Below are 25,022 nucleotides of genomic sequence, written 5' to 3'. Positions count from 1 at the left end.
GCAGTGAGCACTCAGCCGAAGACGGGAAACTTTCGCTTACGGGCGAGGGCATCCATGCCTGCCTGAATGCTCGCGCGGACCTCCTCGTATTTGGCGTCGACGTATGCCTCGTCCTCGCACAGAGTCGGATCGTGGTCGAGCTCGATCGGCGGCATGAAACGGGTGCGGATCTTGGCGGGCAGCGGAATCTGTGGCAACGCCGCGGGTGCGATGATCCACGGCAGCGAGATCGCGATGGGAAAGACCTTCAACCGCGCAATCTTGTCCAGCTTGAGCACTTTCGAGAGTGTGTCACCGCGAACGAGCACCGGCATCGCGTCGGCTCCGCCGACCGTGGCCACGGGCACGATGGGCACCCCCATTCTTATGGCGAGCTTGACGAAACCGGTTCGGCCACCGAGAGTCGCCTCGTCTCGTTTGCTCCAGGGCCGCAGTGAATCGACTTCACCGCCGGGCCAGACGATGACGTCCCGCCCTTCGGCCAACGCGGTCGACATCGAATCCGGCGCAGCAGGAAGCACACCCATCGATCGAAACACCTTGCCGATCAACGGAAACGCCATCAGCGCATCGTGCGCCGTTCCGTGGAGCACCCGTGCCTCGCCGAAGTGTCGCCACCACTGCGCTCCGACCGTCCATGCATCCCAGACGAACGGCGCACCCGAATGCACGCCGACCACGAGCACCGGCGACTCGGGGATGGTCTCCCAGCCGTCGATCTCCATCCGGAAGTAGCGGTCCATCACCCCGTTCCACAGCCGCTGCTGACGATCCATCGCCACGGTGTCCTGATCGTCGAGATCCCAGCCACCGGCGCGTTCGGCGACCACCGCTGTCAGGCCCCCGGACGACTTGGCACGTCGCTCTTTCATCTTCAGTCGTGCGGCTGCGGCGTACCGTTGCGCCTGCTCGCGCAACTGCTTCTTCTCGGATTCCGCAGAGCCATCCCCACCCTTTGGGTGATCCCCATCACTCATACTCGCACCGTACTCCCCCGAGCCGAAGACGACAGACGACGAGCGCTCGTAACCCCGCGGGAGGTCCGACTCCTCCGATATGGTCGAAATTCGAGCCGAGCGAACGAGGTGCACCGATGGATCCGATCGAACCGGCATACGGAACGACGACATTGCTGCTCATTGCAGCCGCAGCCGTCGCGGTCCTGCTTTTTCTCATCATGAAGGTGAAACTGCACGCCTTCGTCTCCTTGGTCCTGGTCAGCGCGGTCACCGCCGTGGCAGCGGGAATCCCGCTCGAGGACGTGCCCTCGGCCCTGCTGTCGGGCTTCAGTTCCACACTCGGCTCGGTGGCACTGCTCGTCGCGTTGGGTGTGATGGTCGGCAGACTGCTCGAAATCACCGGTGGTGCCCAAGTGTTGGCGGACACCCTGATCAACCGGTTCGGGGCCAAACGCGCGCCTCTCGCACTGGGCGTCGCCGCACTCATCTTCGGCTTCCCGATCTTCTTCGACGCCGGACTCGTGGTCTTCTTGCCGATCATCTTCACCGTCGCCAAGCGCTTCGGCGGATCGGTACTGCTGTACGCCCTGCCCACCGCGGGTGCGTTCGCCACCATGCACGCCATCGTTCCCCCGCACCCCGGCCCGGTTGCCGCCACCGACCTGCTCGGCGGCGATATCGGATCGGTCCTTCTCATCGGCATTCCCGTCGCCGTCGTCTCCTGGTTCGTCGGCTCCTACCTCGTCGGTACCCAGCTCGGCAAGCGGTTCCACACCACGCCGGTCGACCTGTTCTCCACCGGGTCGACGGACTCCGGCGAGCGCGAGAAAGAGATGGCCGCCCTCCGCGACCCGGCACCGAAATTCGGCGCGGTGCTGTTCATCCTGCTGACGCCGCTGGTGCTGATCTCGCTCAACACCGTCGTCAACACGCTGACCACCTCGGGCGTACTCACCGGTGACGAGACCTGGGCTGCCGCTCTGACCCTGATCGGCCAAACCCCCATCGCCTTGCTGATCACCTTGTTGCTGGCCCTGTTCATCCTCGCGCCGGGACGTTTCCCGGTGGCCGACGGTGCCAAGTACATGGATCAGGCCCTCGGCCCCATCTGTTCGATCATTCTGATCACCGGTGCCGGCGGAATGTTCGGTGGAGTTCTACGGGCCAGCGGTATCGGACAATCGCTCACCGCGTCGCTGTCGGACATCGGCCTGCCGATCATCCTGCAGGCCTTCCTGATCGCCACAGCACTTCGTGTTGCACAGGGTTCGGCCACAGTTGCGCTGACCACCACAGCCGGGCTGATCTCGGTGCAGGTGGCCGAGCTGGGACTGAGCAACTTCAAGATCGCGCTGCTCGTGTTCGCACTGGCCGCCGGAGCCACCGTGCTCTCCCACGTCAACGACTCCGGCTTCTGGCTCGTCAGCCGGTTCTTCGGCATGGACGAAAAAACGACGCTCAAGACATGGACCGTCATGGAAACAACACTCGGTCTCTCGGTCTTCGCCGTCGCGTCCCTGCTGTGGGTGGTGTTCTAGCAGGCCGGAATCACTGCACCGGAACGAGGATTCGCCATGCACCCACTGCCAACGAGCCGACGGTGACGAGCAGAAACAACCCGACCCAGACAATGCCGGGCAGGAAGGTCAGCCGGGCCAGTTGATCGGCGTCCGAATCTCGGGCCCGACCTGCGCTTCGGGAGCGTTGCAGTTCCAACACCGGGCGCGGACCGGCGATCAACAGGAAGAACGTGAGGAAGTACGCAGCAGCCACCTGCTGCTCGCCGGTGCCCCACCAGGACACCACGAACAACGCCGCACCGACGGTGACCAGCGACAGCAAGCCGTAGATGTTGCGAATCATCAACAGCATCAACGCAATCGAGATCAGACCGATCCAGAGCACTGCCACGGCGTGTTGGGTCCCGAGCACGAGCGCAGCGCCGAGGCCCAGCAGCGACGGACCCACATAGCCCGCGAAGGTCATCGCGATGACACCGAGTCCGGTGGGCTTGCCCTTCGAGATGGCGACGCCGGAAGTATCCGAATGCAGTCGCAGCCCCATCAGCTGACGGCCGGTGATCAGCGCGACGAACAGGTGCGCGCCCTCGTGCGCGATGGTGACGACATTGCGCGCGATCCGCCATGTCTGCGGCAACACGACGATGACGAGCGCAGCAAGAGCCGTGGCTTGGACGATCCAAACAGGGGGATCAGGACTCACCGCGGAGATGCGGTCCCAGAATTCGTTCACACCCCAGTATGCGGTCTTGCCGACGAGAGGCAGGACCACAAAGAACTTTGTTTTCATTGCTTTCCTATGGGTGACGCCGGTCACGGCCGTGCGTCAAGATGAACGCACGATGACGAATCCACTGAGTTCGATGACGCGACGCCGGGCGCTGGCGTGCTTGGCGACGCTTCCGATGGCGTTGTCGGCCGGATGCAGCAGCCTCGGTACGTCGTCGACTCCGTCGAATCTGCGCATGCTCATTCCCAACACTCCGGGTGGCGGATACGACGTGACCGCCAGGACCGCGTCGCGCATTCTGGAGAACCGAGGTTTGACCGGACCTATCGAGAAGTTCAACGTCGTCGGTGGCGGCGGTTCGGTCGCACTGGCCAGGCTCGTGCGCGAGGCGGGAAACGGCTCGCTGATCGGCATGGTCGGGGTCGGCGTGGTCGGTGCCGCCCGCGTCGCCGACGCACCCTGGGGAATGTCCGAGGTCACCGCACTGGCGCGACTGGTGGATGAACCGGAAGCCCTGGTTGTCCGTTCGGCCTCCCCGATGGCCTCCGTCGACACCCTGCTCGATGCCTGGCGTCGGGCACCGGAGCAGTTGACCATCGGAGTCGGGTCGGCGGTCGGCGGGCCCGATCACCTGTTCGCACTGGAGTTGGCACGCGCAGCCGATATCGACACCGCCGCTCTGAACACGGTGAAGTTCGACGGTGCCGGAGACCTTCTGGCGGCTGTCCTCAACGGCACGGTCGATGTGGGTGTTGCAGGTGCGGGCGAGTACACCGATCAGATCGAAGGCGGTTCACTGCGCATCCTTGCGGTCTCGAATGCGTCGGGCTCGCAGATCCGCGGCACCACCGCGGCCGCCGACGCTCCGACCCTCGTCGAGTCCGGAATCGCCCTGGAGTTCACCAACTGGCGCGGATTCGTTTCTCCCCCAGATATTTCCGAGGCCGATCGTAGCGAACTGATCGAGGCCCTCACCCGCATGCACGCTACGGACGAGTGGCGGGCGGCCCTGGCCTCACGCGGCTGGACAGACTCGTTCCTCGTCGGCGAGGAGTTCTCGGAATTCCTTGCTGCAGAGGATCTTCGGATGAAAAGTACCCTGACCGAACTCGGCGTCACCCCTTAGCGCCGAACCCGAACTGCCGATCGAGGTCGGCGTCCAACAGTGCACTGCGAAGCTTCGCCGTGCGCTGATCGAATCACGGAAGGACATCTCGTGGACGACTGGGTCCAAACCCTTTCCACAACGGCGCTGCTGTCGATCGCCGGCATCTCCATCGCAGTACTGCTGCTGCTGATCATCAAGCTGAAGGTGCACCCCCTTCTGGCTCTCGTGATCGTCTCTCTCGGAACGGCTTTCGCTGCAAGAATTCCGATCTCGGAGATTCAGGACGTCCTGATCGACGGTTTCGGTACCACCCTCGGCGAGGTTGCACTTCTGGTCGGACTCGGTGCCATGTTCGGTCGGCTCGCCGAGATCAGTGGCGGCGCGCAAGCACTCTCCAGCGCGCTCGTTCGCAAGTTCGGCGACAAGCGCGCCCCGTTTGCGCTGGGCGTCGCTTCCCTGCTGTTCGGCTTCCCGATCTTCTTCGACGCTGCGTTCATGGTGATGCTCCCCATCATCTTCGGCGTGGCGCGCCGCCTCGGCGGAAGCGTCCTGCTCTATGCCCTTCCAGCTGCGGCGGCACTGTCGACGATGCACGTCTTTCTGCCGCCGCACCCGGGCGCAGTGGCGTCGACCATCCTGCTGGGCGGCGACGTCGGATTGACCATCCTGATCGGCATCGTCGTGGCCGTGCCCACCTGGTTCATCGCCGGCCACCTCTACGGCACCTTCATCGGCAAGCGGATCAATCTTCCGGTACCGGATCTGCTCAGCGGTGGCCCTCAGGTCGAGACAGTGGAGAACCCGCCGAAGCCGAGCACCATCATCGCGCTCCTTTTGCTTCCGCTGCTCCTCATCTTCGCCAACACCGCGCTCACCACGGCAGCCCGAACCGGCAACCTCGACGAGGACTCCCCACTGGTCACCATTGCCCAGGTCATCGGATCGACACCCGTCGCCCTGCTGATCACGGTCATGGTCTCGATCTACGTCCTCGCGCTCCGTCGTGGCCGCACCGCGTACTTCGTCGAGGAACTGCTCGACAACGCACTCAAGCCCATCGCGCCCGTCGTCCTCATCACCGGTGCCGGCGGCATGTTCGGCGCGGTGCTGCTCGCCAGCGGTATCGGTGACGCCCTCGCCGAGACACTGCGCGGTGTCGGCCTTCCGCTGATCGTCTCCACGTTCGCCGTTGCAGCCATCCTGCGCATCGCCCTCGGCACGGCCACCGTGGCCATCACCACATCGGCCGGGCTTCTCGGAGCGTCCATCATGGCGGCGGGGCTGAACCCGGTGCAGACGGTCGCGATGATCCTCGCCCTCGCCGCAGGATCGTCGATCTTCCCGCATGTCAACGACGCGAGCTTCTGGCTCATCGGAAAGCTCCTCGGTATGGACGTTCCGACGACCTTCAAGACCTGGAGCGTCATCAAAACCCTGATCTCCGTCGTCGGGTTCGCCCTGTCCTCGGTCGTGTATGTCGTAGCGTCGATCTGAACCGGCGCTCGCCGGCTGGGACACAGATGCAGGCATTATGAACCACATGCGACGACGATCGGCTCCGCGCAGCCTGGCAAGCCAGGTTCTGCTGCTGCAGCTGGTCGTCGTCGCTGTGGTTCTCGTTGCGGTGGCCGGCGTCTCGGTGCATCAGACCGCAATGGAATTCCGAGACACCCAAGGCGGACGCTTGCTCGCCGTCGCCGAGAATCTCGCCTCGACCCCCATCGTCCGCGAGCAGGCCGCATCGATCGAAGCGGACAAGCTGCTGGCACCGGAGGTCGACCGAGCCGTCGACCTGTCCGGGGCCACGGTCGCCGATATCGTCGTGTTGAACGCGACCGCTTCGGGTGGATCGGTGATCGTCGCCTCCTCCGTACCGGACCGCGTCGGGATCACCGGCGAGCTCGGTGCCAGCGATGCTCGTGACGGTCGGGCATGGACCGGGGACGTTCGGGTCGACGGTCAGGAGTCCATTTCCGGTCAGGTACCGGTTCTGTCCCCGACAGGAACAGTCCTGGCCGTCGTCGCCGTCAGCTCGACCTACCCGTCCACCTGGCGTCTCATCGCCGACGCAGGCGCACCGTTCCTGCTCTATCTCGGCCTCGGAGCCGGTCTGGGATTGATAGGTTCGTGGCTGCTGTCCCGACGCATCAAGACGCACACCCGTGGGCTGGAGATCGCCGAGATCGCACATCTTGCCGATCATCGAGAAGCGTTGCTGCACAGCATCCGGGAAGGGGTTGTCGCGGTCAACACCGAAGGCGTGATCACTGTTCTCAACGACAGCGCCGCCGAACTACTCGACCTCACCGAACACACCGCCGGTACGGCCACTGCGGTCGGCCGCAATCTCGACGCCGTGCCGCTCGACCCGTCTGTGCGCCGGTACCTGGTCGACGCGCAGGACAGCGGAGACGTCGTGCTCACCACCGCCACGAGAGTGCTCGTTCTCAGCCGCCGATCCGCATCGAGCAAGGGTCGCCGGATCGGCACGGTCACCACGATGCGAGACAGCACCGAGCTGGCGCGGCTACAGAGCCAACTGTCCTCCCACCGGTCGGTCACCGACACCCTGCGCGCCCAAACCCACGAGTTCGCCAACCAGTTGCACACCATCTCGGGATTGACCCAACTGGGCGACCAGGACGCAGTGACGGACTTCGTCGGTGCGCTCACTCGGCGTCGGGCGGAGATCAGCGATGCAGTCACCCGGCGGATTTCCGATTCGGCCGTTGCGGCACTGCTGATCGCGAAGACATCGCTGGCCGCCGAGACCGGCGTCGTGCTGGAACTGAATCCACGCTCACAGCTGCAGGCGCTGAATCCGATGCTCGCCACCGACATCATCACCGTTCTCGGCAATCTGATCGACAATGCCGTGGATGCGTCGACCGGTAGTGTCGACGCCCGCGTGGTGGTCGACATCGATGGTTCCGATGGAATCGAGATTCGAGTCGCCGATTCGGGACCCGGCGTTCCCGAGAGCATGCGCACCGAGATCTTCTCGCGCGGCGTCACATCGAAGACGCAGACACCGGGAGGGCGCGGAATCGGGCTTGCGCTCGTTCGGATCGTCAGTTCGCAGCACGGCGGCACCGCCGAGGTAGATGATGCACCGGGAACCGGTGGTGCCCGGTTCACCGTGCGCATTCCCTACGACAACGCGCCACCTCAACACGGGAGCACCCGTATGGCAGACATCGGAAGTGACGAGAGCAATGACTGATCCGGGCCGACCCTACGAGGTCCTCGTCGTCGACGACGACTTCATGGTCGCAGACATCCACCGACGATTCGTCGACGCCACCCCCGGCTTTCGGACCGTCGGAGTGGTACACACCGCGGCCGACGCAGTCGCTGCGGTGCGCACCATCGCACCGGATCTGGTGCTGCTCGACGTCCATCTCCCGGACCGCTCCGGCCTCGATGCACTGCAGCGACTCCGCAGCGAAGGCAACGACGTCGCGGTCGTCGTCGTCACCGCGGCCCGAGAGCTCGACACCGTGCGCCGTGCGCTCCGCGGTGGTGCCGCCGACTACCTGGTCAAGCCGTTCGAATACCCGCAACTGCTGGAGAAACTCGAGAACGTGCGCCAACGAGCCCGCGCCCTCTCCGATTCCAACGGCATGGACCAGTCGGTCATCGACTCTCTGTTCGGGGCACCGAAGCAGTCCACTCCGCAGCACCTCCCGAAAGGACTGAGCCAGGAAACCGGATCTCTGGTGCTACGGACCGTCGGTGAGAGCGGGGAAGTATCGGCCCGAGAATGTGCCGACCTCGCCGGTCTCTCGAGAGTGAGCGCGCGCAGATACCTCGAGCACTACGCCTCGACCGGAATCCTCACGGTTCGTCTCGAATACGGCCGCGCTGGAAGGCCGGTACACCGATACCGCGTCACCGGCTGATCCAGAGATCTCGGACGGCATCGCGCGGTGTCATCTCACCGGCGCTTCCCACGCACACACGCTACGACGCGTGCGCCTCGGCCTTCGCGCGTTCGCGGGCGAGGGAGCGATCTCGCATTTCCTCGAACTTGGTGGCCTGACGCTCGAGGTCCTCGAGGAACGCGGCCAGTTCCTCACGCTTGTTCTCCCCGCGGCCGGTGAAGTCGTTGCGCTCGAACACACTCCACTTGCGCAGTACCGGCCAGACGACGTCCTCGAGGTGCTGACGCAGGTCGTAGATGCCGTGCTTGGCCATCAGCACACCGTTGCGGCGGAAGTTCGGCATACCCGCACCGGGCATCACGAAGTTGGTCACGATGTCCGAGACGGCCTGCAACGTCTGATCGGGCGAAATATCCATCGCCGCGCCGGTGATGTTGCGGTAGAAGATCATGTGCAGGTTCTCGTCGGCGGCGATGCGCTGAAGCATCCGATCGGCGATGGGATCGTCGCAGACCTTGCCGGTGTTGCGGTGCGAGACGCGAGTGGCGAGCTCCTGGAACGTCACATACGCCACCGAATGCAGCAGACCGACCCCCGCGCCTGCAGGCGAGGCATAACCATTGGTCATGTGGATCATCCGGGCCTGTTCGAGTGCGACGGGATCGACGCCACGGGTGACGACGAGGTAATCGCGCATGACGATGCCGTGGCGGTTCTCCTCGGCGGTCCACCTGCCGACCTAGGTTCCCCATGCACCGTCCTGGGAGAAGTTCTCGGCGATCTCCCGGTGGTAGGAGGGCAGGTTGTCCTCGGTGAGCAGGTTGGTGATCATCGCCGCCTGCGCGACATCGGAGAGCTTGGACTGCTCGGGGTCGTAGTCCTGGCCACCCAAGGCAGCGAAATTGCGGCCTTCGTCCCACGGCACGTAGTCGTGGGGATGCCATTCCCGCGCCATCGACATGTGACGGTTCACGTTGTCCTCGGCAGTGGGCACCAGCTCCTGCAGAAGCTCGAGCTGTGTCAGATCCCTGGCCATCGACATGCCTCCTAGCATTGACGTCAGCTCATCAGCCTAGAGCCATACACCCGACGAACGTGAAGCCTCGCCGAGATTCTGTTAGACCTAGCAAGCCCGACCCCGCGACCGCTGGTGCGATTCACAGGTCAATGCTGCGCAGGCTCGGGAGCCGAGAACGTCGGTGCGCGAAACACCCACCCGCGAAGAGCCAGGAACCGAGCCGCACCGAAAATCCCGCTGACGGCGATGACCACCGACACCTGCACATAGGTCGCCGCACCGGGAAACAGGATATGCACGGCAGCCAGCGAAGCGGTACTGAGGCCGAGTCCGATCAGAGCAAGCCCACCGGCCTCCCACTGGGCCTGGAACCAGCCCACCCGACCTGCGGCCCGAAAGGTGTGCCGGCGATGCAGCTCGTTGGCCAGGACAGTGCTGACCGCGACACCGACAAGATTTGCGGTGAACGATCCGAGAAAAGACAGGGCGACGAACAGTAGGGCATAAACACCATTGCTCGACGCGCCGACGAGGACGAAACGCGCGAACTGAGCCAACACCGACTCCTCGCGCAGTCTCGCCGTGATGCGAGGGGCACAGCTCGGCCGCCCGGACGGGCCCGACGCCTTCACCGCAGTACTCACGAGGTCTCCAGTTGCAGAACCGGAAGCGTTCGGTCAGCGCTTCGACTCGATACAACTCCGAGTACCGACACATCGATACTCGGACGTGACGGAAGTCTCAGGCCTTCGAAGAACTTTCTTCACGGGCGCGCTTCTTGCGGTCCAGGTCGATGTTCAGGCTGTCCGCCTTGATCGACGCGACGAACAACACCGCAACGAGAACCACCACTACGACGATGGTGATGACGACCACCGCGATGCCGAAAATTGCCAAGATACCGTTCATGTCCTGCCTCCCGTGTCAGGCAATACGGTACTTGTCGTAGACCCGCCGCTCCACTCCGGCCCTATAGGTCGTTCCGCAGGCTGCACTCCAGCCCTCTCGGTCGTTCCGCAGGCTGCACTCCAGCCCTCTCGGTCGTTCCGCAGGCTCCACTCCGGCCCTCTCGGTCGTTCTCAGCTCACCAAGCGCGCCACAGCACGCATCGGCAGCGACAACCAGGTCGGTCGGTTGCGGGCTTCGTAGAGGACCTCGTACACAGCCTTGTCGAGTTCGTATGCGCGAAGCAGATCGGCCTCGTCTCGGGGATCATGCCCGGCCACCGAGGCATACCCCTCGAAGAAGGCAGCGATGCTCCGCGCCGCCCACCGATCGGCACGCTCACGCACCGACGGGTCCTCGGGAGCGTCGACAAGCAGATGATTCGCGGCGTAGTCGAACGAGCGCAGCATTCCCGCCACGTCACGCAGGGCGCTGTCCATCTGCTTGCGCTCGGCCAAGGTCTTGGCCGGTTCGCCTTCGAAGTCGATGAGCAACCACCGCTCGGGCGTCCCCAATACCTGTCCCAGATGCAGATCACCGTGAATCCGCTGCACCGAGGTACTGTTCGACGCCTCGGCCCGCGAGATCAGGGTCGTCGCTGCCGGAATGTACCGAGCGATGTCCGGCACCACTCGCGCCACTCCCGAAATGCGGGCGAGAATCTCCTCGACGGCAGTCGATTCCACCGGGCGTTCGACGGTGCCCATCACCGACGCCAGGTCGTGATGCACCTGCGCGACGGCCGCTCCGATACGGTGCGCGTCCGGGGCGAAGTCACCGGGCAGGTCCTCCACCGCCGTCTCCGGAGAATCGAACACCTCGCGCACGCTCGCCAATGCAGCCGTCCAGCCCTCGGCCGAGTTCGCGGCGAAATCCTGGATCATCCCCAGTGTGGTCCGCTCGCCGCCGACCTCGGCCTCCAGCCAGCCCCGCAGCGGTGCCACGTTGACACTGCCCGCCTGCGCCAGAGCACGATGTAATTCCACATCGGGACTGATCCCCGGCGGTATCTGACGAAACAGCTTGAGCAACAGTTGATCACCGAGAATCACCGACGTGTTGGACTGCTCGGCCCCGAGAACCCGACCACGCAACCCGCTCGGCACGCTCGAGCCGTCGACGACTTTGAATTCGATACTGCCCGCGCCAGTTTCGTCTGCAAAGGCATCGCCGTACAAACCGATGATCTCGGGATCTCGCAGACCGTCGAACACGGCCACCTCGCCGACCACCGGCAGCACCCACGGTCGAAGCTCATCGGTCAACTCGGTGCGGAACCCCAAGGGCACCTGGTAGGTCTGCGTCACCACCGCCGCGTCCTGAGTGAGCTGCACCTCCACCAGCAAGTGTTCTGCGGCGAAATGCGGTTCGTCACGGAGAACTTCGCGCGCAACGATCCGCACCGAGTTCACCGTCGACCCCTTTGCGCCGAACCAGCGTTGCGCCGGCAACCACGTCGTCAGAGCTTCGGTGAGCTGCGGTTCGACAGTGCGTGCCACACTCGAGCTGGAATCGATCATGAGAATCTCTCGCCGCCTTCTTCGGAGTGTGCAGAGGATGTGACCGTACGCAGCGAAACCTACCCACTCGTGGCCACGTCCACACCCCGGCAGCAAAGACACCCGAACGTTATGCGGGTCGTACGCCCGCACACCGACATGCTCGTAGAGTGGTTTCATGTCCGCTCCATCGACTGCCCACATCGACGTGCACCGCGCCGGTGACCGTCTGAAAACCCGTGTGTCCTGGCTGGACTCGAAACATTCGTTCTCGTTCGGTCAGCACTACGACCCCGACAACACACACCACGGACTGCTCCTGGTCAACAACGACGACATCGTCACCGCCGGTCAGGGATTCGAGACCCACCCGCACCGGGATACGGAAATCGTCACGTGGGTAGTGCAGGGCTCACTGGTACATCAGGATTCGATCGGACACTCCGGAATCATCTATCCCGGATTGGCCCAGCGCATGAGCGCAGGCAAAGGCATCATGCACTCGGAGAAGAACGACTCCTGGAGCATCGACGGCAATCGACACACCGAACCCGTTCGCTTCGTGCAGATGTGGGTCATTCCGGACAGCCCGGGCACCACCCCGGGTTACGAACAACTCGAGATCGGCGACGAATTGTTGCGCGGCGGGCTGGTCACGGTCGCGTCGGGCATGGACAAACATCGCGGTCAGGCCGCGATCGGCATCGGCCAGAAGTCGGCCGCTCTGCACGCTGCGAGGCTCGTTCCCGGTAAGACGGTGACCGTGCCCGAGGCACCGTTTCTGCACGTGTTCGTCGCGCGCGGCACCGTCGTGCTCGAAGGTGTGGGTGATCTGTACGAGGGCGATGCGGTACGCATGAGTTCCACTGGTGGACAGCGCATCAGCGCCATCGAACCGGCCGAGGTACTGATCTGGGAGATGCACTCACGGCTCGGTGCGTAGGGCCGACGCTCAGCGATCCGCTCTCCACCAGCCGGCAAGCAATGCTGCTCGCCCATCCTCACCCGCGGATGTCTCTTCGCACGAAGGCTGCCGAGCCCGCACTGCAGACGACGGCCGCGATGACGAGCAGCCAGCCGATCGACTCGAGCGAGTCGATGCCGTCCAGCGACCTCGGAACATGAGTGAACGGGGACAGGTCGAGCCACGGCTGCGGCAGTCCGATCACCGCCCCGACCTGACCGAGCGCCACGAAGCCGGCGAGAACGGCCCACACGGCCGACGCGAACCCAGGGAACGCGCCGAACAGCGCAACACCGAGCGCCGTCACCACCCACACGGCCGGCAGTTGCCCCAGTGCTCCGCCCACGACAGAACCGATTTCTCCTGCGATATCACCGGTGGACGCTCCGTAGCCTGCCCCGATGGTGAGCCCGAGGACCACGAGCAACCACACCGGCCCGAGCACGGGGAACAGCAGGTGGGCGACCAACCAACGAAGACGCGAGACGTCGGTGGCCAACACGATCTCGGCCAGCCCTGCCTCTTCTTCACTGTGCGCCCGCAGCAGAGCCGATACCGAATAGGCGGCCACGAGGATGCCGACGCCGCTCAGCACGGCGACGATGAACGACTGTTCGACGGTGCTGCCGCCGAACTTTTCCAGTGCATCGTTGAAGGTGGTGCTCGCGCCGATCTGCCCGCCGATTCCGTCCACCGAGGATCCGATGGTGATGCCGAACAAAGCGATCCCGACGGTCCAGAGGGCAAGGGTCCCGCGAGAGAGCCGCCAGGCGAGGGCGACCGGCCCGGACAGTGACGGCGCGGCCGACACCGAGCCGCGACGCTCGGCTCGTAGGCCACTGCCGAGATCGCGTCGCTTCGCCCCCACGAAGGCCGCTGCGCAGAACGCGGCTGCTGTCGCCAGAGACAGCAGCATCGGCCACCACCGCTCGTCGGCAAAGGGCCGCACCTGGGCCGACCATCCGATCGGTGACAACCATGACAGGGTGCCCGAGCCGGCGTCGCCGATAGCCCGAAGCGCGAACGCTGCGGCCAACACGCCGAGCGCGTAGCCGCGTGCCGCACGCGCATCCGGTGCCACCTGCGCCGCCAGCGCAGCGCAGCCGACGAAGACGCCACCGACGACAACGATCGCCGCTCCGAACGCCACGCTTCCGACCAACGGCAGACCGAACGCCGACAACGAGATCGAGGACAACAGTGCCGTCGCCGCGACCCCGCCGCCTGCCAGCAGCATCGCGGCAGTCAGCCCGGCGTATCGCCCGACCACCGTGGACCCGATCAACTCGGTTCGTCCGGCGTCCTCGTCCCCTCTGGTGTGCCGAACCACGGTGAGGATCGCTGCCAGCGGCACCAATGTGAGCATCAGTCCGGAGCGCCACGACACCAGAGCGCCCAGACTGCTGCCGAAGATCGGGCCGACGAGTGCCGCCTGAGCCGGGACGGCGACGGTGCCGACATAGAACGTCTGACGATCTGCGGCCGTCGGATACAGACCCTCGATACTGACTGCATAGAGCAGCGGTAGCGCACCGAGCAGAACGATCCACAGCGGCGCCACCACCCGATCACGGCGCAGGTACAGACGCAGCAACGCGCCGGTACCGACCAGGGCGCTCATGCGTAGTACCTCAGGAACAGCTCCTCGAGAGTCGGGGCCGAACTGACCAGGCTCTGCAACCCGGCGTCGGAGAGGATGCGCATCGTCGCTGCGAGGGCATCGTTGTCGACGGTGCAGGTGATGGCGGCACCGTCCACGGTCACTGCGCTCACCCCGGCGAGGGTGTCCAGATTCTCGGGTACTCGATCGACCTCGGCGGTGATGGTCGTGTGAGTGAGGTGCCGCATCGACGCGAGCGTGCCTGCGTCCACGGTTCGCCCGTCCTTGACGATGGTCACCGAGCTGCACAGCGCATCGACCTCGGACAGAATGTGCGAGGACAACAGCACCGTGACTCCGCGTCGGGCGGCGTCTTTCACGCAGTCGGCGAAGTGCTGTTCCATCAGCGGGTCCAGCCCCGAGGTGGGTTCGTCGAGAATCAGCAGTTCGACGTTCGATGCCAGCGCCGAGATCAGCGCGACCTTCTGCCGGTTGCCTTTGGAGTACGTGCGGGTGCGCTTGCCCGGATCGAGCGAGAACCGCTCGATCAGCTCGGCGCGCCGAGCGGTGTCGATCCCGCCGCGCATCCGAGCGAGCAGGTCTATCACCTCGCCGCCGGTCAGCGACGGCCACAGCGTCACATCGCCCGGGACGTAGGCCAACCGCCGATGCAGCGCCGCGGTGTCGGTCCACGGGTCGCTTCCGAGTAAGCGCACGGCACCCGAGGTGGCCCGGATCAGACCGAGCAGGATGCGGATCGTCGTGGACTTACCCGCGCCGTTGGGCCCGAGGAAGCCGTGCACCTCACCGGTCTCGACGGTCAGGTCGAGTCCGTCGAGGGCGGTGACGGTGCCGAAGGTCTTGCGCAGGCCTTCCACCGTGATTGCGTCGGTCATTCTTTCGCCTCCAGATACGTGTCCAAAGCCTGCGAATCGGTGAGCAGCCCGTCGGTGTAGAGCTCGAGCGCCGGTAGCGTGACCTCGTCACCGAGCGCGGTCAGTGCCTCGGCGAAGGTCACATCGGGGCCGGCCATCTGCACGTACAGCAGTAGACCGCCCACGTTCTGTCGGGTCAGGAATCGGGCGCGGGCCACCGGGTCTCGGCTGGGTGTCAAGCGTCCCTCACGCACACCGTCGTCCATGTAGCGGACGGCGTCGTCGACCATGTGCTCGAACAGCTCTCGTGCCAGCGCACCGCCCACGGTGAAGCTGCGGACGATGTACGCGACGATCGGTGCGTATTCGTCGAGGCGAGCGAGCTGTTCCATCATCGCCGCGGGTGCGGCCGACGCAGTCTTCGAGTCGCGGATCACCCGTAGAACATGCTCGTCGCAGGCCGCGCGCAACCCGTCCTTGGACCCGAAGTGGTGGTTGACGAGCCCGGGTGAGACTCCGGCGGCCGTGGCGATCGATCGCACCCCGGCGGTGAAGCCCTGCGCACCGAAGACGTCGATTGCGGTATCGCGGATTCGGGCCCTCGTCGTGAGATCCTCCGATGCTGTACGCATGTACAGCATATTAAACACTCGTTCAACCGCGCGCAAGAGTGTAAAGATGGACGGATGACTTCAGTAGTGAACTCGGGCATCGATCTCAGCTACCAAGACGAGAACACACGCGCACAGGACGACCTCTTCGTGCATGTCAACGGCAAATGGCTCGAGGATTACGCCATCCCGGCCGATCGGGCCGTCGACGGCGCTTTCAGGACCTTGTACGACCGCGCCGAGGTGGATGTGCAGACCATCATCGAAGAGTCCGCCGCCGCCGAACCCCCTGCAGGCAGCGACGCGCAGAAGATCGGTGACCTGTTCTCCTCCTTCATGGCCGCCGACCGCGCAGAGGAACTCGGCGTCACCCCGATCGCCGAGGAACTGACCGCCGTCTCCGACGCACCGGACCTCGTCACTCTCGCCGGCGTTCTCGGTTCCCTGCAACGCACCGGAGTCGGCGGTGCCATCGGCCACTATGTCGACACCGACGCCAAGCAGTCCGACCGCTACCTCGTCCACTTCAGCCAATCCGGCATCGGCCTGCCCGACGAGTCGTACTACCGCGAGGACGAGTACGCAGAGATACGCGCGGCCTACATCGAACACATCTCAAAGATGTTCGCGCTCAGCGGACTCGAATACGACGCGCAGACGGTGTTCGAGCTGGAACGCAAGATCGCCGCCGGTCACTGGGACGTCGTGGCCAGGCGTGACGCCGAGAAGAGCTACAACCTCGTCCAGTTCGATTCACTGGTACAGAACGAACCCGGATTCAACTGGGCGGCATGGATTTCCGGACTCGGTGCCAGCACCGAGCAGTTCACCGAGATCGTCGTCCGACAGCCGTCGTTCCTCAGCACCTTCGTATCGCTGTGGACCTCCGAGGACCTCGCAGCATGGAAGGCGTGGTTGGCCTGGCGCGTCGTACATTCTCGCGCGCCGTTCCTGACGAGTGCGATCGTCGACGAGAACTTCGCGTTCTACGGAACGACACTGACCGGCACCGAGGAGAACCGCGAGCGGTGGAAGCGCGGGGTCTCGCTGGTGCAGGACATTCTCGGCGAGGCCGTCGGCAAACTCTACGTCGAACGCCATTTTCCCGCCGATTCCAAGGCACGGATGCAGGTCCTGGTCGACAATCTCACCGAGGCCTACCGCCGCAACATCTCCGACCTCGAGTGGATGAGCCCGCACACGCGATCGAAAGCACTCGACAAGCTGGACAAGTTCACTCCCAAGATCGGCTACCCCGATCGCTGGCGCGACTACTCCGCCGTCGAGATCCGCGCCGATGATCTGCTCGGCAACTACCGCCGTGGTTACGCCGCGGACTACCAGCGCGATCTGGACAAGCTCGGCGGCCCGGTGGACCGTGACGAATGGTTCATGACGCCGCAGACCGTCAATGCGTACTACAACCCCGGAATGAACGAAATCGTCTTTCCCGCAGCCATTCTGCAGCCACCGTTCTTCGACCCGGAGGCCGACGACGCAGCCAACTACGGCGGCATCGGAGCGGTGATCGGCCACGAGATCGGCCACGGATTCGACGATCAGGGTGCCAAGTACGACGGTGACGGCAACATGGTCGACTGGTGGACCGACAGCGACCGCACCGAGTTCGGCAAGCGCACGAAAGCACTGATCGAGCAGTACAACGAGTTCGAACCCGCCGCACTACCCGGCCACAAAGTCAACGGCGAATTCACCATCGGCGAGAACATCGGCGATCTGGGTGGCCTGTCCATCGCCGTGACCGCCTACGAGATCTCCCTCGAAGGCAAGGACGCACCGGTACTCGACGGCTTGACCGGATTGCAGCGGGTGTTCTTCGGTTGGTCGCAGGTGTGGCGCACCAAGGCACGCGATGCCGAGGCGATCCGCCGACTCGCAGTCGATCCGCACTCGCCGCCGGAGTTCCGCTGCAACGGCGTCGTGCGCAATCTGGACAGTTTTCACCAAGCCTTCGACGTACAGCCCGGGGATGCGCTGTACTTGGAGCCGGACAAGCGCGTCAAGATCTGGTAGCTCCGGTCACATCATCGGGCAATACGGGGAGGGTATTTCGGATGAGGGAATTCGTACGATGGCTCGCAGCGCACGGGGTCATCAGGTTCGCCGCCAAGCGGGCCGCGGCAGCAGGCGATCTACAGTCCATGTTGGTCGCCGATCCGCAGACGCGAGCGAATCCGTCGCCGATCTACGAGAAACTTCGTGACACCGCGCCACTGGTGAAAACCCGCATCTCGAACATCACCGTGCACCACCGGGTGGCGTTCGACCTCCTACGCTCCGACGACTTCCGCGTCACCCATCTGGGTGGAACGCTGCCCACACCCCTGCAGTGGGTCGAGCGGCACACCAGATCGGGTGCTCTGCATCCGATTCTCCCGCCGTCACTGTTGTCGGTGGAGCCGCCCGATCACACGCGGTATCGCAAACTGGTGTCCTCGGTGTTCACCGCCCGCGCGGTGACGCAGATGCGCGATCAGGTGCAGGAGACCGCCGACGCGCTGCTCGACGAGCTCACCGACGGATCTCCGGTCGTCGATATCGTCGATCGGTATTGCGCGCGCCTACCGGTGGCGGTGATCGGGCGCATCCTCGGTGTCCCGGCGCAGGACAATCAGCGGGTGCTCGAGTTCGGTGAGATGGCCGCACCGAGCCTCGACATCGGATTGTCGTGGAGCCAGTTCAAGCAGGTCGAACGCGGACTGGTCGGCTTCGATACCTGGCTCTCGCAACACATCGCGGACCTGCGCCGCAATCCCGGTGACGATCTGATGAGCCAGCTGATCGCCGCGAAGGACGAGGGCATCGGCCTCGACGACGAGGAGCTCAGGGCCACTGCAGGATTGGTGTTGGCGGCAGGTTTCGAGACGACCGTCAATTTGCTCGGCAGTGGAATCCGGCTGCTGCTCGATCACCCCGATCAGCTCGCCGTACTCCAGCACGATCCCTCGCACTGGCCCACTGCCATCGACGAGATGCTCCGAATGGAATCACCGGTGCAATTGACCGCGCGGGCCGCCAAACACGACGTCGTGGTGGAGGGCGTGCCCATCAAGGAGGGATCGCTGGTGATCCTCGTACTCGCCGGGGCCAACCGCGACCCGCTGGTGTTCGAGAATCCCAACACGTTCGACGTCACCCGGGCAAACGCGGGCAAGCATCTGTCGTTCTCGGGTGGACGTCACTACTGCCTCGGTGCCGCGCTCGCCAAGGCCGAATCGGAAGTAGGACTCAAGGCCCTGTTCGACAGGTTCCCCCAGCTACAGTCCGCGGGAGAAGGAACCCGGCGCAACACCCGCGTACTGCACGGGTGGGCAAGCCTTCCGATCGACCTCGGTCAACCCGCTACGACAACCGCAGGCCGGTAGCGGAGTCGAAGAAGAACAATTCCTCCAGTTTGGGCATCAGCCGGACAGTTTCGGCCAGCGCGATGGACAGCTTTCGGTCGACGCGAAGCGCGATCCTCCCGGACGGCGTCGTCCATCCGCCGTCCGGGCTGGGTGCGGAGGCGTACACGAACGACTCCGCACCCAGTTCCTCGATCAGCTCGACGGTCAGTTGCAGGCCACTGTGCGCGGCGCCGCTGCCCTCACCCACGAGATCCCAGGATTCCGGCCTGATCCCGACGGTCACGCGTTCTCGGGTCGAGGACGGAACCGGAATGCGCAGTTCACCGATCACGGCAGCGCCGTCCACCACGGGTGCGTCGACGAGATTCATTCCGGGTGACCCGATGAATCCCGCGACGAACGTGTTGACGGGGTTGTCGTACAGCTCACGCGGAGAGGCGATCTGCTGCAGCTTTCCGCCCAGCAACACCGCGACACGATCGCCCATCGTCATGGCCTCGACCTGATCGTGGGTGACGTAGACCGTGGTGGTACCCAATCGCCTTTGCAGACCGGCGATCTGGGCCCTGGTGGACACTCGCAGCTTGGCATCCAGATTGGACAGTGGCTCGTCCATGCAGAACACCTTGGGCTGACGCACGATGGCCCGGCCCATGGCCACTCGCTGACGCTGCCCGCCGGAGAGCTTGCCGGGCTTACGGTCCAGCAGCGGCTCGAGCTCGAGCATTCTCGCCGCGTCGAGCACCCGGGCTGCGGTGTCCGACTTGCTCATTCCTGCATTGCGCAGCGCGAAGCCCATGTTGTCGCCGACGGTCATGTTGGGATACAGCGCGTAGTTCTGAAACACCATCGCGACGTCCCTGGCCCGCGGTGCCAACGAGGTGACATCCACTCCGTCGATGGCGATGTGCCCGCCTTCGACGGACTCGAGACCGGCGAGCATCCGCAGACTCGTCGACTTCCCGCAGCCCGAGGGCCCGACGAGAACGATGAATTCACCATCCGCGATATCGAGTTCGAGGTTGTCGACAGCGAGCGAATCGGCACCCGGGTACCGGTGCGAGACACCGGCGTAGTGAACGGCAGCCATTACTTCGGCAGCTTCGGGGTGATCTGACGGTCGATGATCTGCTGCAGTTGATCCGAGACCGACGCGAATGTGGTGGCGACATCGGCGTTCTGCAAGGCGATCTGCTCGAGTCCGGTACCGATGATCTTGTCGCCGCCGGGGACGAACACGCGGGCGTAGTCCTGCGAACGGGTCTTCGCCAGCTGGTCGACGGCCGTCTTCGCATTGGGGTTGGCCTCGAGGAACGCGATCTCCGACGCGTCCTGCTGCGCGGATTTCCGGACCGGCATGTAGCCCGTCTTCTGCGAGAAGTAGGCAGTGTTGGCACCGTTGGTGATGAAGTCGATGAATTTGAGCGCGTTGATTTTTCGCTCGTCCGAGATCTTCGCCGGAATGGCCAGGCCTGCACCGCCGGTGGGGCAGCCGGGTGTGCCGTCGGTAGCGGGCAGGAACGCTGTGCCGAACTCGAACCCGGCACCCTTGGTGATGGTCGAGAGATCGCCGGTGGAGGCGATGGTGGAGGCCAGGATGCCTGCGGCGAAATCGTTGGCGATGTCGTTCGACACCGCGGCGTACTTCTTGGTGTGGATCATCTCCTGCAGGAACTTGCCTGCCGCAATAGTATTGGGGTCGTCGAACTTCAGCGTGAACTGATCCGAGTAGGCCCCACCGAAGGTCCAGATCGGGCCCTCGAACGTCCACCCCAGGTAGTCGACGGCGTTGCCCCAACCGTGGGCGAGCTTGCCGTCGCCCACGACCGCCTGAATGCGCGGGCCCCATTCGTCGAACTCCTGCCAGGTGGCGGGTCCGCGATCGGGCAGTCCGGCAGCCGACCAGACGGCCTTGTTGTAGTAGAACAGCGGCGTCGAGCGCGAGTACGGCAAAGCCCAGTGGCTGCCGTTCCAGTTGTAGTCGGCCAGCAGAGAATCCACGTAATCGGATTGGTCCACTCCGGCTGCGGAGAAATGCTTGTCGAGTGGCTCGATCGCACCGGTGAGGGCGTAGTTGAACCACCAGACGTCCGAGAGCACGACGACGTCGGGCACATTGTTGCCGGACAGTGCGGCGTTGAACTTCTGCGAGACCTCCTCGTAGTTCTTGCCCGCATCGATGAGATTGACCGTCAGGTCCGGGTTCTCGGCTTGGAAGCGCGAGATCAGTTCCTTCTCGTAGTCCTGGGACTTGCCCGGGTGGTTCGACCAGAAGTTGATCGTGCTCGCATCGCCCTCGACACCGTCGCCGGAGGAGGAGCCCGATCCGGGGCCGCTGCAGGCGGCCAGAGCAGCGGCAGCGGCCGCTGCACCGGTGAGCGTGAGGAATCCACGTCGATTGATGATGTGTGCCATGGTGTTCGACTCCTGATAGTGAGGTGAATCAGCCCTTGACCGCACCGGAGGTGAGGCCCTTGATCATGTGGCGTTGCAGGACGAGAAAGACGAGAAGGATCGGCAGAATGGTCAGCACGGTCGCCGCCATCACCGCGCCCCAGTTGGTGTAACCCTCGCTGTTCTGCAGCAAGGTCAGGCCGACCGGAAGCGGCGCGACCGAGGAGTCGTCGGACATCAGGAACGGCCAGAGGTATTCGTTCCACTCGGTGACGATCGTGATGATGGCGAAGGCCACCATGGTCGGACCGGACAGCGGCAGGATCACCCGGAACATCAGCCGCACCGGACCAGCCCCGTCCATGCGGGCTGCCTCGATGATCTCCGGGGGCAGCGACAGGAAGTGGTTGCGCATCAGGAAGGTGCCGAAGGCGACACCCGCCAGCGGAACGATGATGCCCTGGAACGAGTTACGCCAGCCCAGATCTGCGATGAGCGAATAGTTCGAGATGACGGTGATCTGGTTGGGCACCATCAACGCGGCGATGATGACCAGAAAGACGATGTTCTTGCCCGGGAAGCGCAGAAACACCAACCCGTAGGCACTGAGCACACCGAGAGCGAACTTCACCGAAGACAGGACGGAGGTGATGATGATGGAGTTACGCAGGTAGGTGAAGAACGGCACCTCCGTCGTCGCCTCGTCGTAGTTCTGCGGATGAAAGACGCTCGGCCACCACGTCACCGGCTGCACGTAGATGTCCGGGCGGTCCTTGAACGAGGTGATCAGAATCCAGAACAGCGGAAGCCCGATCATCAGCAGAACGGCGGCCATGGCGGCGTAGCCCAGGATGTTCGCCGTGCGGCGGGTGCGCTGCGGATCGCGGTCGTGCGCCGGCTTCTCCGGCACCGCTGCGGCGGGCTTGCTGACTACTGTCATCGCTGATCGTCTCTATCCATGATTCGTACCTGCACGAGAGTGACGATCAACAGCACGAGGAACAGGATCGTCGCGACGGTGGCACCGTATCCGGCCCGGAAATTGCGGAAGGTTTCCTCGTAGACCTGGTAGACCATCGTGGTGGTGCCGGTGCCGAGTGGGCCGCCGCGCGTCATCACGTTGATGATGTCGAAGACCTGAAGTGAGTTGAGCAGCACGGTGATCGAGAGGAAGAACGTCGTCGGACGTAGCTGCGGGAGCAGCACTTTGCGGAATGTGGTCCAGCGGCTCGCCTGATCTATCTCGGCTGCTTCCATCAACTCCTTGCGCACGCCCTGCAGAGCCGCGAGGTAGATGACGAAGGTGTACCCCAGGTTCTTCCACAGGTACGTCACGGTGATCATCACCATCGCCCACTTGGGGTCCTGGTAGAAATCCGGCACCGAGCCGAGCCCGACGCGTCGCATCAGATCCTGTACCAGGCCGAAGTTGGGATCGAAGACGAACTGGAACGCGATACCGATCGCTGCACCGGAAATGACGTACGGGGCGAACACCGCGGAGCGAACGAAGTTGCGGCCACGCAGCTTTCGATCGAGCAGCATGGCCAGGATCAGGCCGAGCACCAACGAACCGACAACGGCCGCGACCGTGAACACGACGGTATTGCCGACGATCTGCCAGGTGTCCTCGCGAGAGGCCCACTCGCGGTAGTTGGCGAAGCCGACGAACGTGGACGTGGGCGAGGACAGATTCCAGTCGAAGAACGAGAACTGGAAGTTCTCCACCAGCGGCCGATACGTGAACACCGCCAGCAGCACCAGGTTGGGGCCGACGAGGACGAAGAACAGTGCGTAATCACTCCACGGCCGCGAGAAGAAGGAGTGGAGCCGACCGGCTCGCTCTTTCTTCCGCGGTGCGGGCAGCACTCGTTCGGTTGTTGCGCTCACCGCGAGCACTGTGCTCAGTCTCGGCCAACGGACGGTGAACTCGGCTCCAACGGCTACCGTCGCGCAGACCAATGCTGCGCAGTGGTCCCGTAATGTGACCATCGGCTTACGTTCACCATCGAACCCGAACGGAGATGCCGGTGGGCTCGTTCGAAGTTGGAGTTGCCGATGAGCGGACGCAGTTCGACGCGTTCGTCGAGGACTACCGGAACAGTTTCGAGGCCGCCCTGGAGGGCCTGACCGAGGAGCAGGCCCGCCGTCGCCTGGTGCCGTCCGCGACGACATTGCTCGGGTTGGTCAAGCACGTCACGTGGATGCAGCGGGTGTGGTTCGAGGAATGCATCGGCGGAACGTCGCGTCGGGAACTCGGTTTGGTACAGAACCCCGAGCAGTCGTTTCGCCTCGACGCCGCAGACACCGTCTCTTCTGTGCTGGAGAGCTACCGGATCGCGTGCGGGAACGCTCGGGCCGCGGTGGACAACCTCTCGCTCGATGCGATCGTCACCGGCCACCGGGCTGGTCCGCGTACGGTCCGGTGGGTCTACCTACAGGTTCTACGCGAGCTCGCTCACCACCGCGGGCATGCGGACATCCTGCGGGAGCAGATCTCGGCCCGTTAGAGGGGCGGCGGCGCTCTAACGGTTCCAGTCGCCGAGGCCGTCGGACCCGCTCAGGGTGCCGCCGTCGGTGTTGACGACGATGACAGGGTCACCCTTCTGGGCGTTGTCGAAGAACCACTTGCCGTCCTCGGTGCTGACGTTGAGGCAGCCGTGCGAGGAGTTGGAGTACCCCTGCTGCGATTCCGACCACGGGGCGGCGTGCACGAAGATTCCGCTGTAGGAGATGCGGGTCGCGTACTCGACGTACGTGCGGTAGCCCTCCTCGGAATCGACGGGGACGCCGTACGTGGACGAATCCATGTACATGTCACGGAATCGCTCGCCGACGATGTAGGTGCCGTTGGGGGTTTCGTGCCCCGGCTTGCCCATCGAGGTGGGCATGGTCTTGACGACCTCGCCGTTGCGGGTGACGGTGATCATCTTGGTGTTGTCGTCAGCAGTGGTGATGATCGAGTCGCCGGTGGAGAATTCGGCTTTCGCACCGCCCGCTTCGACGGTCACCCGGGTGTGTGCGGGGTAGAACTCGTTGGGCAGCCACCGCACCTGACTGTCGTTGATCCAGTAGAAGTGGCCGGCAACGGACGGGTCGGTGGTGACGCGGATGGCGCGGAGCGCCGCATCGCGATCTCCGATGGGCTCGTCGAATCGAATGGCGATGGGCTGCGCAACTCCGACGACCTCGCCGCCGGACGGGCTGATGCTCGGATCGGCGAAATTCGCCGGTGCGAGCTGTGGCACGAGGGGCTGCGCGGGCGCGGCCGGGTCCGAGGAACCGGGCAGTCCGGGAATGGAGATGTCCGGGCCACCGGGCCAGAGCGGGGCTGCCTGCGCCGAGCCGAATGCGGCGGAGGCGGCAAGGGCTGTACCTGCAAGGATCGCGCCGATACGGGCGAATCTGCGTGTGCGAACCGGTGATGCCATGTAATCCGACCATCCTTCGTGCTGCGTCCCGATGCCCATCGACAGTGCTTGTGCGCGGGCGAGACCCATTAACACATACCACCTGAACATTTGCTAATCGGATACAGCCGACAGCG

23 protein-coding genes and 1 pseudogene are annotated in these 25,022 nt (G+C 64.3%); 9 read left to right on the top strand and 15 right to left on the bottom strand.

Features of this window, described 5'->3' with window-relative positions; all coding sequences use genetic code 11:
* Positions 1-11: 11 nt before the first annotated feature.
* Positions 12-977 (bottom strand): lysophospholipid acyltransferase family protein, encoded by a 966-nt coding sequence (locus J1M87_RS02775; protein ID WP_206487592.1) that lies wholly within the window; start codon positions 975-977, stop codon positions 12-14.
* Between the two features lie 116 nt (positions 978-1,093).
* On the opposite strand from J1M87_RS02775, the gene J1M87_RS02770 reads away from it, so the two are divergent.
* Positions 1,094-2,497, top strand: coding sequence for a GntP family permease (locus J1M87_RS02770; protein WP_206487590.1), 1,404 nt, complete (start codon positions 1,094-1,096; stop codon positions 2,495-2,497).
* Between the two features lie 10 nt (positions 2,498-2,507).
* Here J1M87_RS02770 and J1M87_RS02765 read toward each other — a convergent pair whose 3' ends face one another.
* Entirely contained in the window at positions 2,508-3,212 is a 705-nt protein-coding gene (locus J1M87_RS02765) for a M50 family metallopeptidase (RefSeq protein ID WP_206488738.1), read from the bottom strand.
* 93 nt (positions 3,213-3,305) lie between these two features.
* A complete protein-coding gene (locus tag J1M87_RS28475; protein WP_241256292.1) occupies positions 3,306-3,446 on the bottom strand; it encodes a hypothetical protein in 141 nt (46 codons plus the stop codon).
* Here J1M87_RS28475 and J1M87_RS02760 point away from each other — a divergent pair.
* The 4 genes from J1M87_RS02760 to J1M87_RS02745 all read left to right on the top strand — a co-directional run bounded on the left by J1M87_RS02760 (position 3,445) and on the right by J1M87_RS02745 (position 8,219).
* Positions 3,445-4,335 (top strand): tripartite tricarboxylate transporter substrate binding protein, encoded by an 891-nt coding sequence (locus J1M87_RS02760; protein ID WP_241256291.1) that lies wholly within the window; start codon positions 3,445-3,447, stop codon positions 4,333-4,335. The genes J1M87_RS28475 and J1M87_RS02760 overlap by 2 nt on opposite strands.
* A gap of 90 nt (positions 4,336-4,425) precedes the next feature.
* A complete protein-coding gene (locus tag J1M87_RS02755; protein ID WP_206487588.1) occupies positions 4,426-5,811 on the top strand; it encodes a GntP family permease in 1,386 nt (461 codons plus the stop codon).
* A gap of 46 nt (positions 5,812-5,857) precedes the next feature.
* Positions 5,858-7,540 (top strand): ATP-binding protein, encoded by a 1,683-nt coding sequence (locus J1M87_RS02750; RefSeq protein WP_241256290.1) that lies wholly within the window; start codon positions 5,858-5,860, stop codon positions 7,538-7,540.
* Complete coding sequence (locus J1M87_RS02745) at positions 7,533-8,219, top strand: response regulator (RefSeq protein WP_206487584.1); 687 nt, start codon at positions 7,533-7,535, stop codon at positions 8,217-8,219. The genes J1M87_RS02750 and J1M87_RS02745 overlap by 8 nt, the downstream gene beginning before the upstream one ends.
* Before the next feature lie 61 nt (positions 8,220-8,280).
* Here J1M87_RS02745 and J1M87_RS02740 read toward each other — a convergent pair.
* From J1M87_RS02740 to J1M87_RS02725, 4 genes and pseudogenes are all read right to left on the bottom strand, one after another.
* Positions 8,281-9,237: pseudogene (locus tag J1M87_RS02740) on the bottom strand (acyl-ACP desaturase).
* A 128-nt stretch (positions 9,238-9,365) separates the two neighbouring features.
* Positions 9,366-9,863, bottom strand: coding sequence for a GtrA family protein (locus J1M87_RS02735; RefSeq protein WP_206487582.1), 498 nt, complete (start codon positions 9,861-9,863; stop codon positions 9,366-9,368).
* Positions 9,864-9,960: 97 nt separating this feature from the next.
* Positions 9,961-10,128, bottom strand: coding sequence for a hypothetical protein (locus J1M87_RS02730; protein WP_206487580.1), 168 nt, complete (start codon positions 10,126-10,128; stop codon positions 9,961-9,963).
* A gap of 170 nt (positions 10,129-10,298) precedes the next feature.
* Positions 10,299-11,684: a hypothetical protein gene (locus J1M87_RS02725; protein WP_241256289.1), complete on the bottom strand. Its 1,386-nt coding sequence runs from the start codon at positions 11,682-11,684 to the stop codon at positions 10,299-10,301.
* A gap of 157 nt (positions 11,685-11,841) precedes the next feature.
* On the opposite strand from J1M87_RS02725, the gene J1M87_RS02720 reads away from it, so the two are divergent.
* A complete protein-coding gene (locus J1M87_RS02720; RefSeq protein WP_206487578.1) occupies positions 11,842-12,606 on the top strand; it encodes a pirin-like bicupin family protein in 765 nt (254 codons plus the stop codon).
* A gap of 58 nt (positions 12,607-12,664) precedes the next feature.
* Here J1M87_RS02720 and J1M87_RS02715 read toward each other — a convergent pair whose 3' ends face one another.
* Genes J1M87_RS02715 through J1M87_RS02705 form a run of 3 tightly spaced genes read right to left on the bottom strand, consistent with a single transcriptional unit; the run spans position 12,665 to position 15,743 of the window.
* Positions 12,665-14,248, bottom strand: coding sequence for an ABC transporter permease (locus J1M87_RS02715; RefSeq protein ID WP_241256288.1), 1,584 nt, complete (start codon positions 14,246-14,248; stop codon positions 12,665-12,667).
* Positions 14,245-15,123, bottom strand: a complete 879-nt coding sequence (locus J1M87_RS02710; protein ID WP_206487573.1) for an ABC transporter ATP-binding protein — start codon at positions 15,121-15,123, stop codon at positions 14,245-14,247. The genes J1M87_RS02715 and J1M87_RS02710 overlap by 4 nt, the downstream gene beginning before the upstream one ends.
* Positions 15,120-15,743: a TetR/AcrR family transcriptional regulator gene (locus J1M87_RS02705; protein WP_274610832.1), complete on the bottom strand. Its 624-nt coding sequence runs from the start codon at positions 15,741-15,743 to the stop codon at positions 15,120-15,122. Before J1M87_RS02705 ends, J1M87_RS02710 begins: the two co-directional genes overlap by 4 nt.
* A gap of 45 nt (positions 15,744-15,788) precedes the next feature.
* On the opposite strand from J1M87_RS02705, the gene J1M87_RS02700 reads away from it, so the two are divergent.
* Both J1M87_RS02700 and J1M87_RS02695 read left to right on the top strand, forming a co-directional pair.
* Entirely contained in the window at positions 15,789-17,747 is a 1,959-nt protein-coding gene (locus J1M87_RS02700; RefSeq protein WP_206487569.1) for a M13 family metallopeptidase, read from the top strand.
* Between the two features lie 41 nt (positions 17,748-17,788).
* Positions 17,789-19,099 (top strand): cytochrome P450, encoded by a 1,311-nt coding sequence (locus J1M87_RS02695; RefSeq protein WP_206487567.1) that lies wholly within the window; start codon positions 17,789-17,791, stop codon positions 19,097-19,099.
* On the opposite strand, the gene J1M87_RS02690 is transcribed toward J1M87_RS02695, so the two are convergent.
* Genes J1M87_RS02690 through J1M87_RS02675 form a run of 4 tightly spaced genes read right to left on the bottom strand, consistent with a single transcriptional unit; the run spans position 19,077 to position 23,365 of the window.
* Entirely contained in the window at positions 19,077-20,171 is a 1,095-nt protein-coding gene (locus J1M87_RS02690; RefSeq protein ID WP_206487565.1) for an ABC transporter ATP-binding protein, read from the bottom strand. The two genes, J1M87_RS02695 and J1M87_RS02690, sit on opposite strands and share 23 nt — an antisense overlap.
* Complete coding sequence (locus J1M87_RS02685; RefSeq protein ID WP_206487563.1) at positions 20,171-21,496, bottom strand: ABC transporter substrate-binding protein; 1,326 nt, start codon at positions 21,494-21,496, stop codon at positions 20,171-20,173. Before J1M87_RS02685 ends, J1M87_RS02690 begins: the two co-directional genes overlap by 1 nt.
* Positions 21,497-21,524: 28 nt before the next feature.
* On the bottom strand, positions 21,525-22,415 hold the full coding sequence (locus tag J1M87_RS02680; RefSeq protein WP_206487561.1) for a carbohydrate ABC transporter permease: 891 nt from the start codon (positions 22,413-22,415) through the stop codon (positions 21,525-21,527).
* The gene (locus tag J1M87_RS02675; RefSeq protein WP_307830715.1) at positions 22,412-23,365 is read right to left on the bottom strand and encodes a sugar ABC transporter permease; all 954 of its coding nucleotides are present in this window, start codon (positions 23,363-23,365) and stop codon (positions 22,412-22,414) included. Before J1M87_RS02675 ends, J1M87_RS02680 begins: the two co-directional genes overlap by 4 nt.
* A gap of 140 nt (positions 23,366-23,505) precedes the next feature.
* Between J1M87_RS02675 and J1M87_RS02670 the strand changes: the two genes are divergently transcribed.
* Positions 23,506-23,985, top strand: coding sequence for a DinB family protein (locus J1M87_RS02670; RefSeq protein WP_374222344.1), 480 nt, complete (start codon positions 23,506-23,508; stop codon positions 23,983-23,985).
* Positions 23,986-24,000: 15 nt separating this feature from the next.
* Here the strand turns inward: J1M87_RS02670 and J1M87_RS02665 are convergent, their stop codons facing one another.
* Positions 24,001-24,906: a L,D-transpeptidase gene (locus tag J1M87_RS02665; RefSeq protein WP_206487557.1), complete on the bottom strand. Its 906-nt coding sequence runs from the start codon at positions 24,904-24,906 to the stop codon at positions 24,001-24,003.
* Between the last annotated feature and the right edge of the window lie 116 nt (positions 24,907-25,022).

The organism is Rhodococcus sp. KRD162 (assembly GCF_017168335.1).
In the GTDB taxonomy this organism is placed as follows: Bacteria; Actinomycetota; Actinomycetes; order Mycobacteriales; family Mycobacteriaceae; genus Rhodococcoides.
This window is presented reverse-complemented; position numbering and strand designations above follow the sequence as displayed.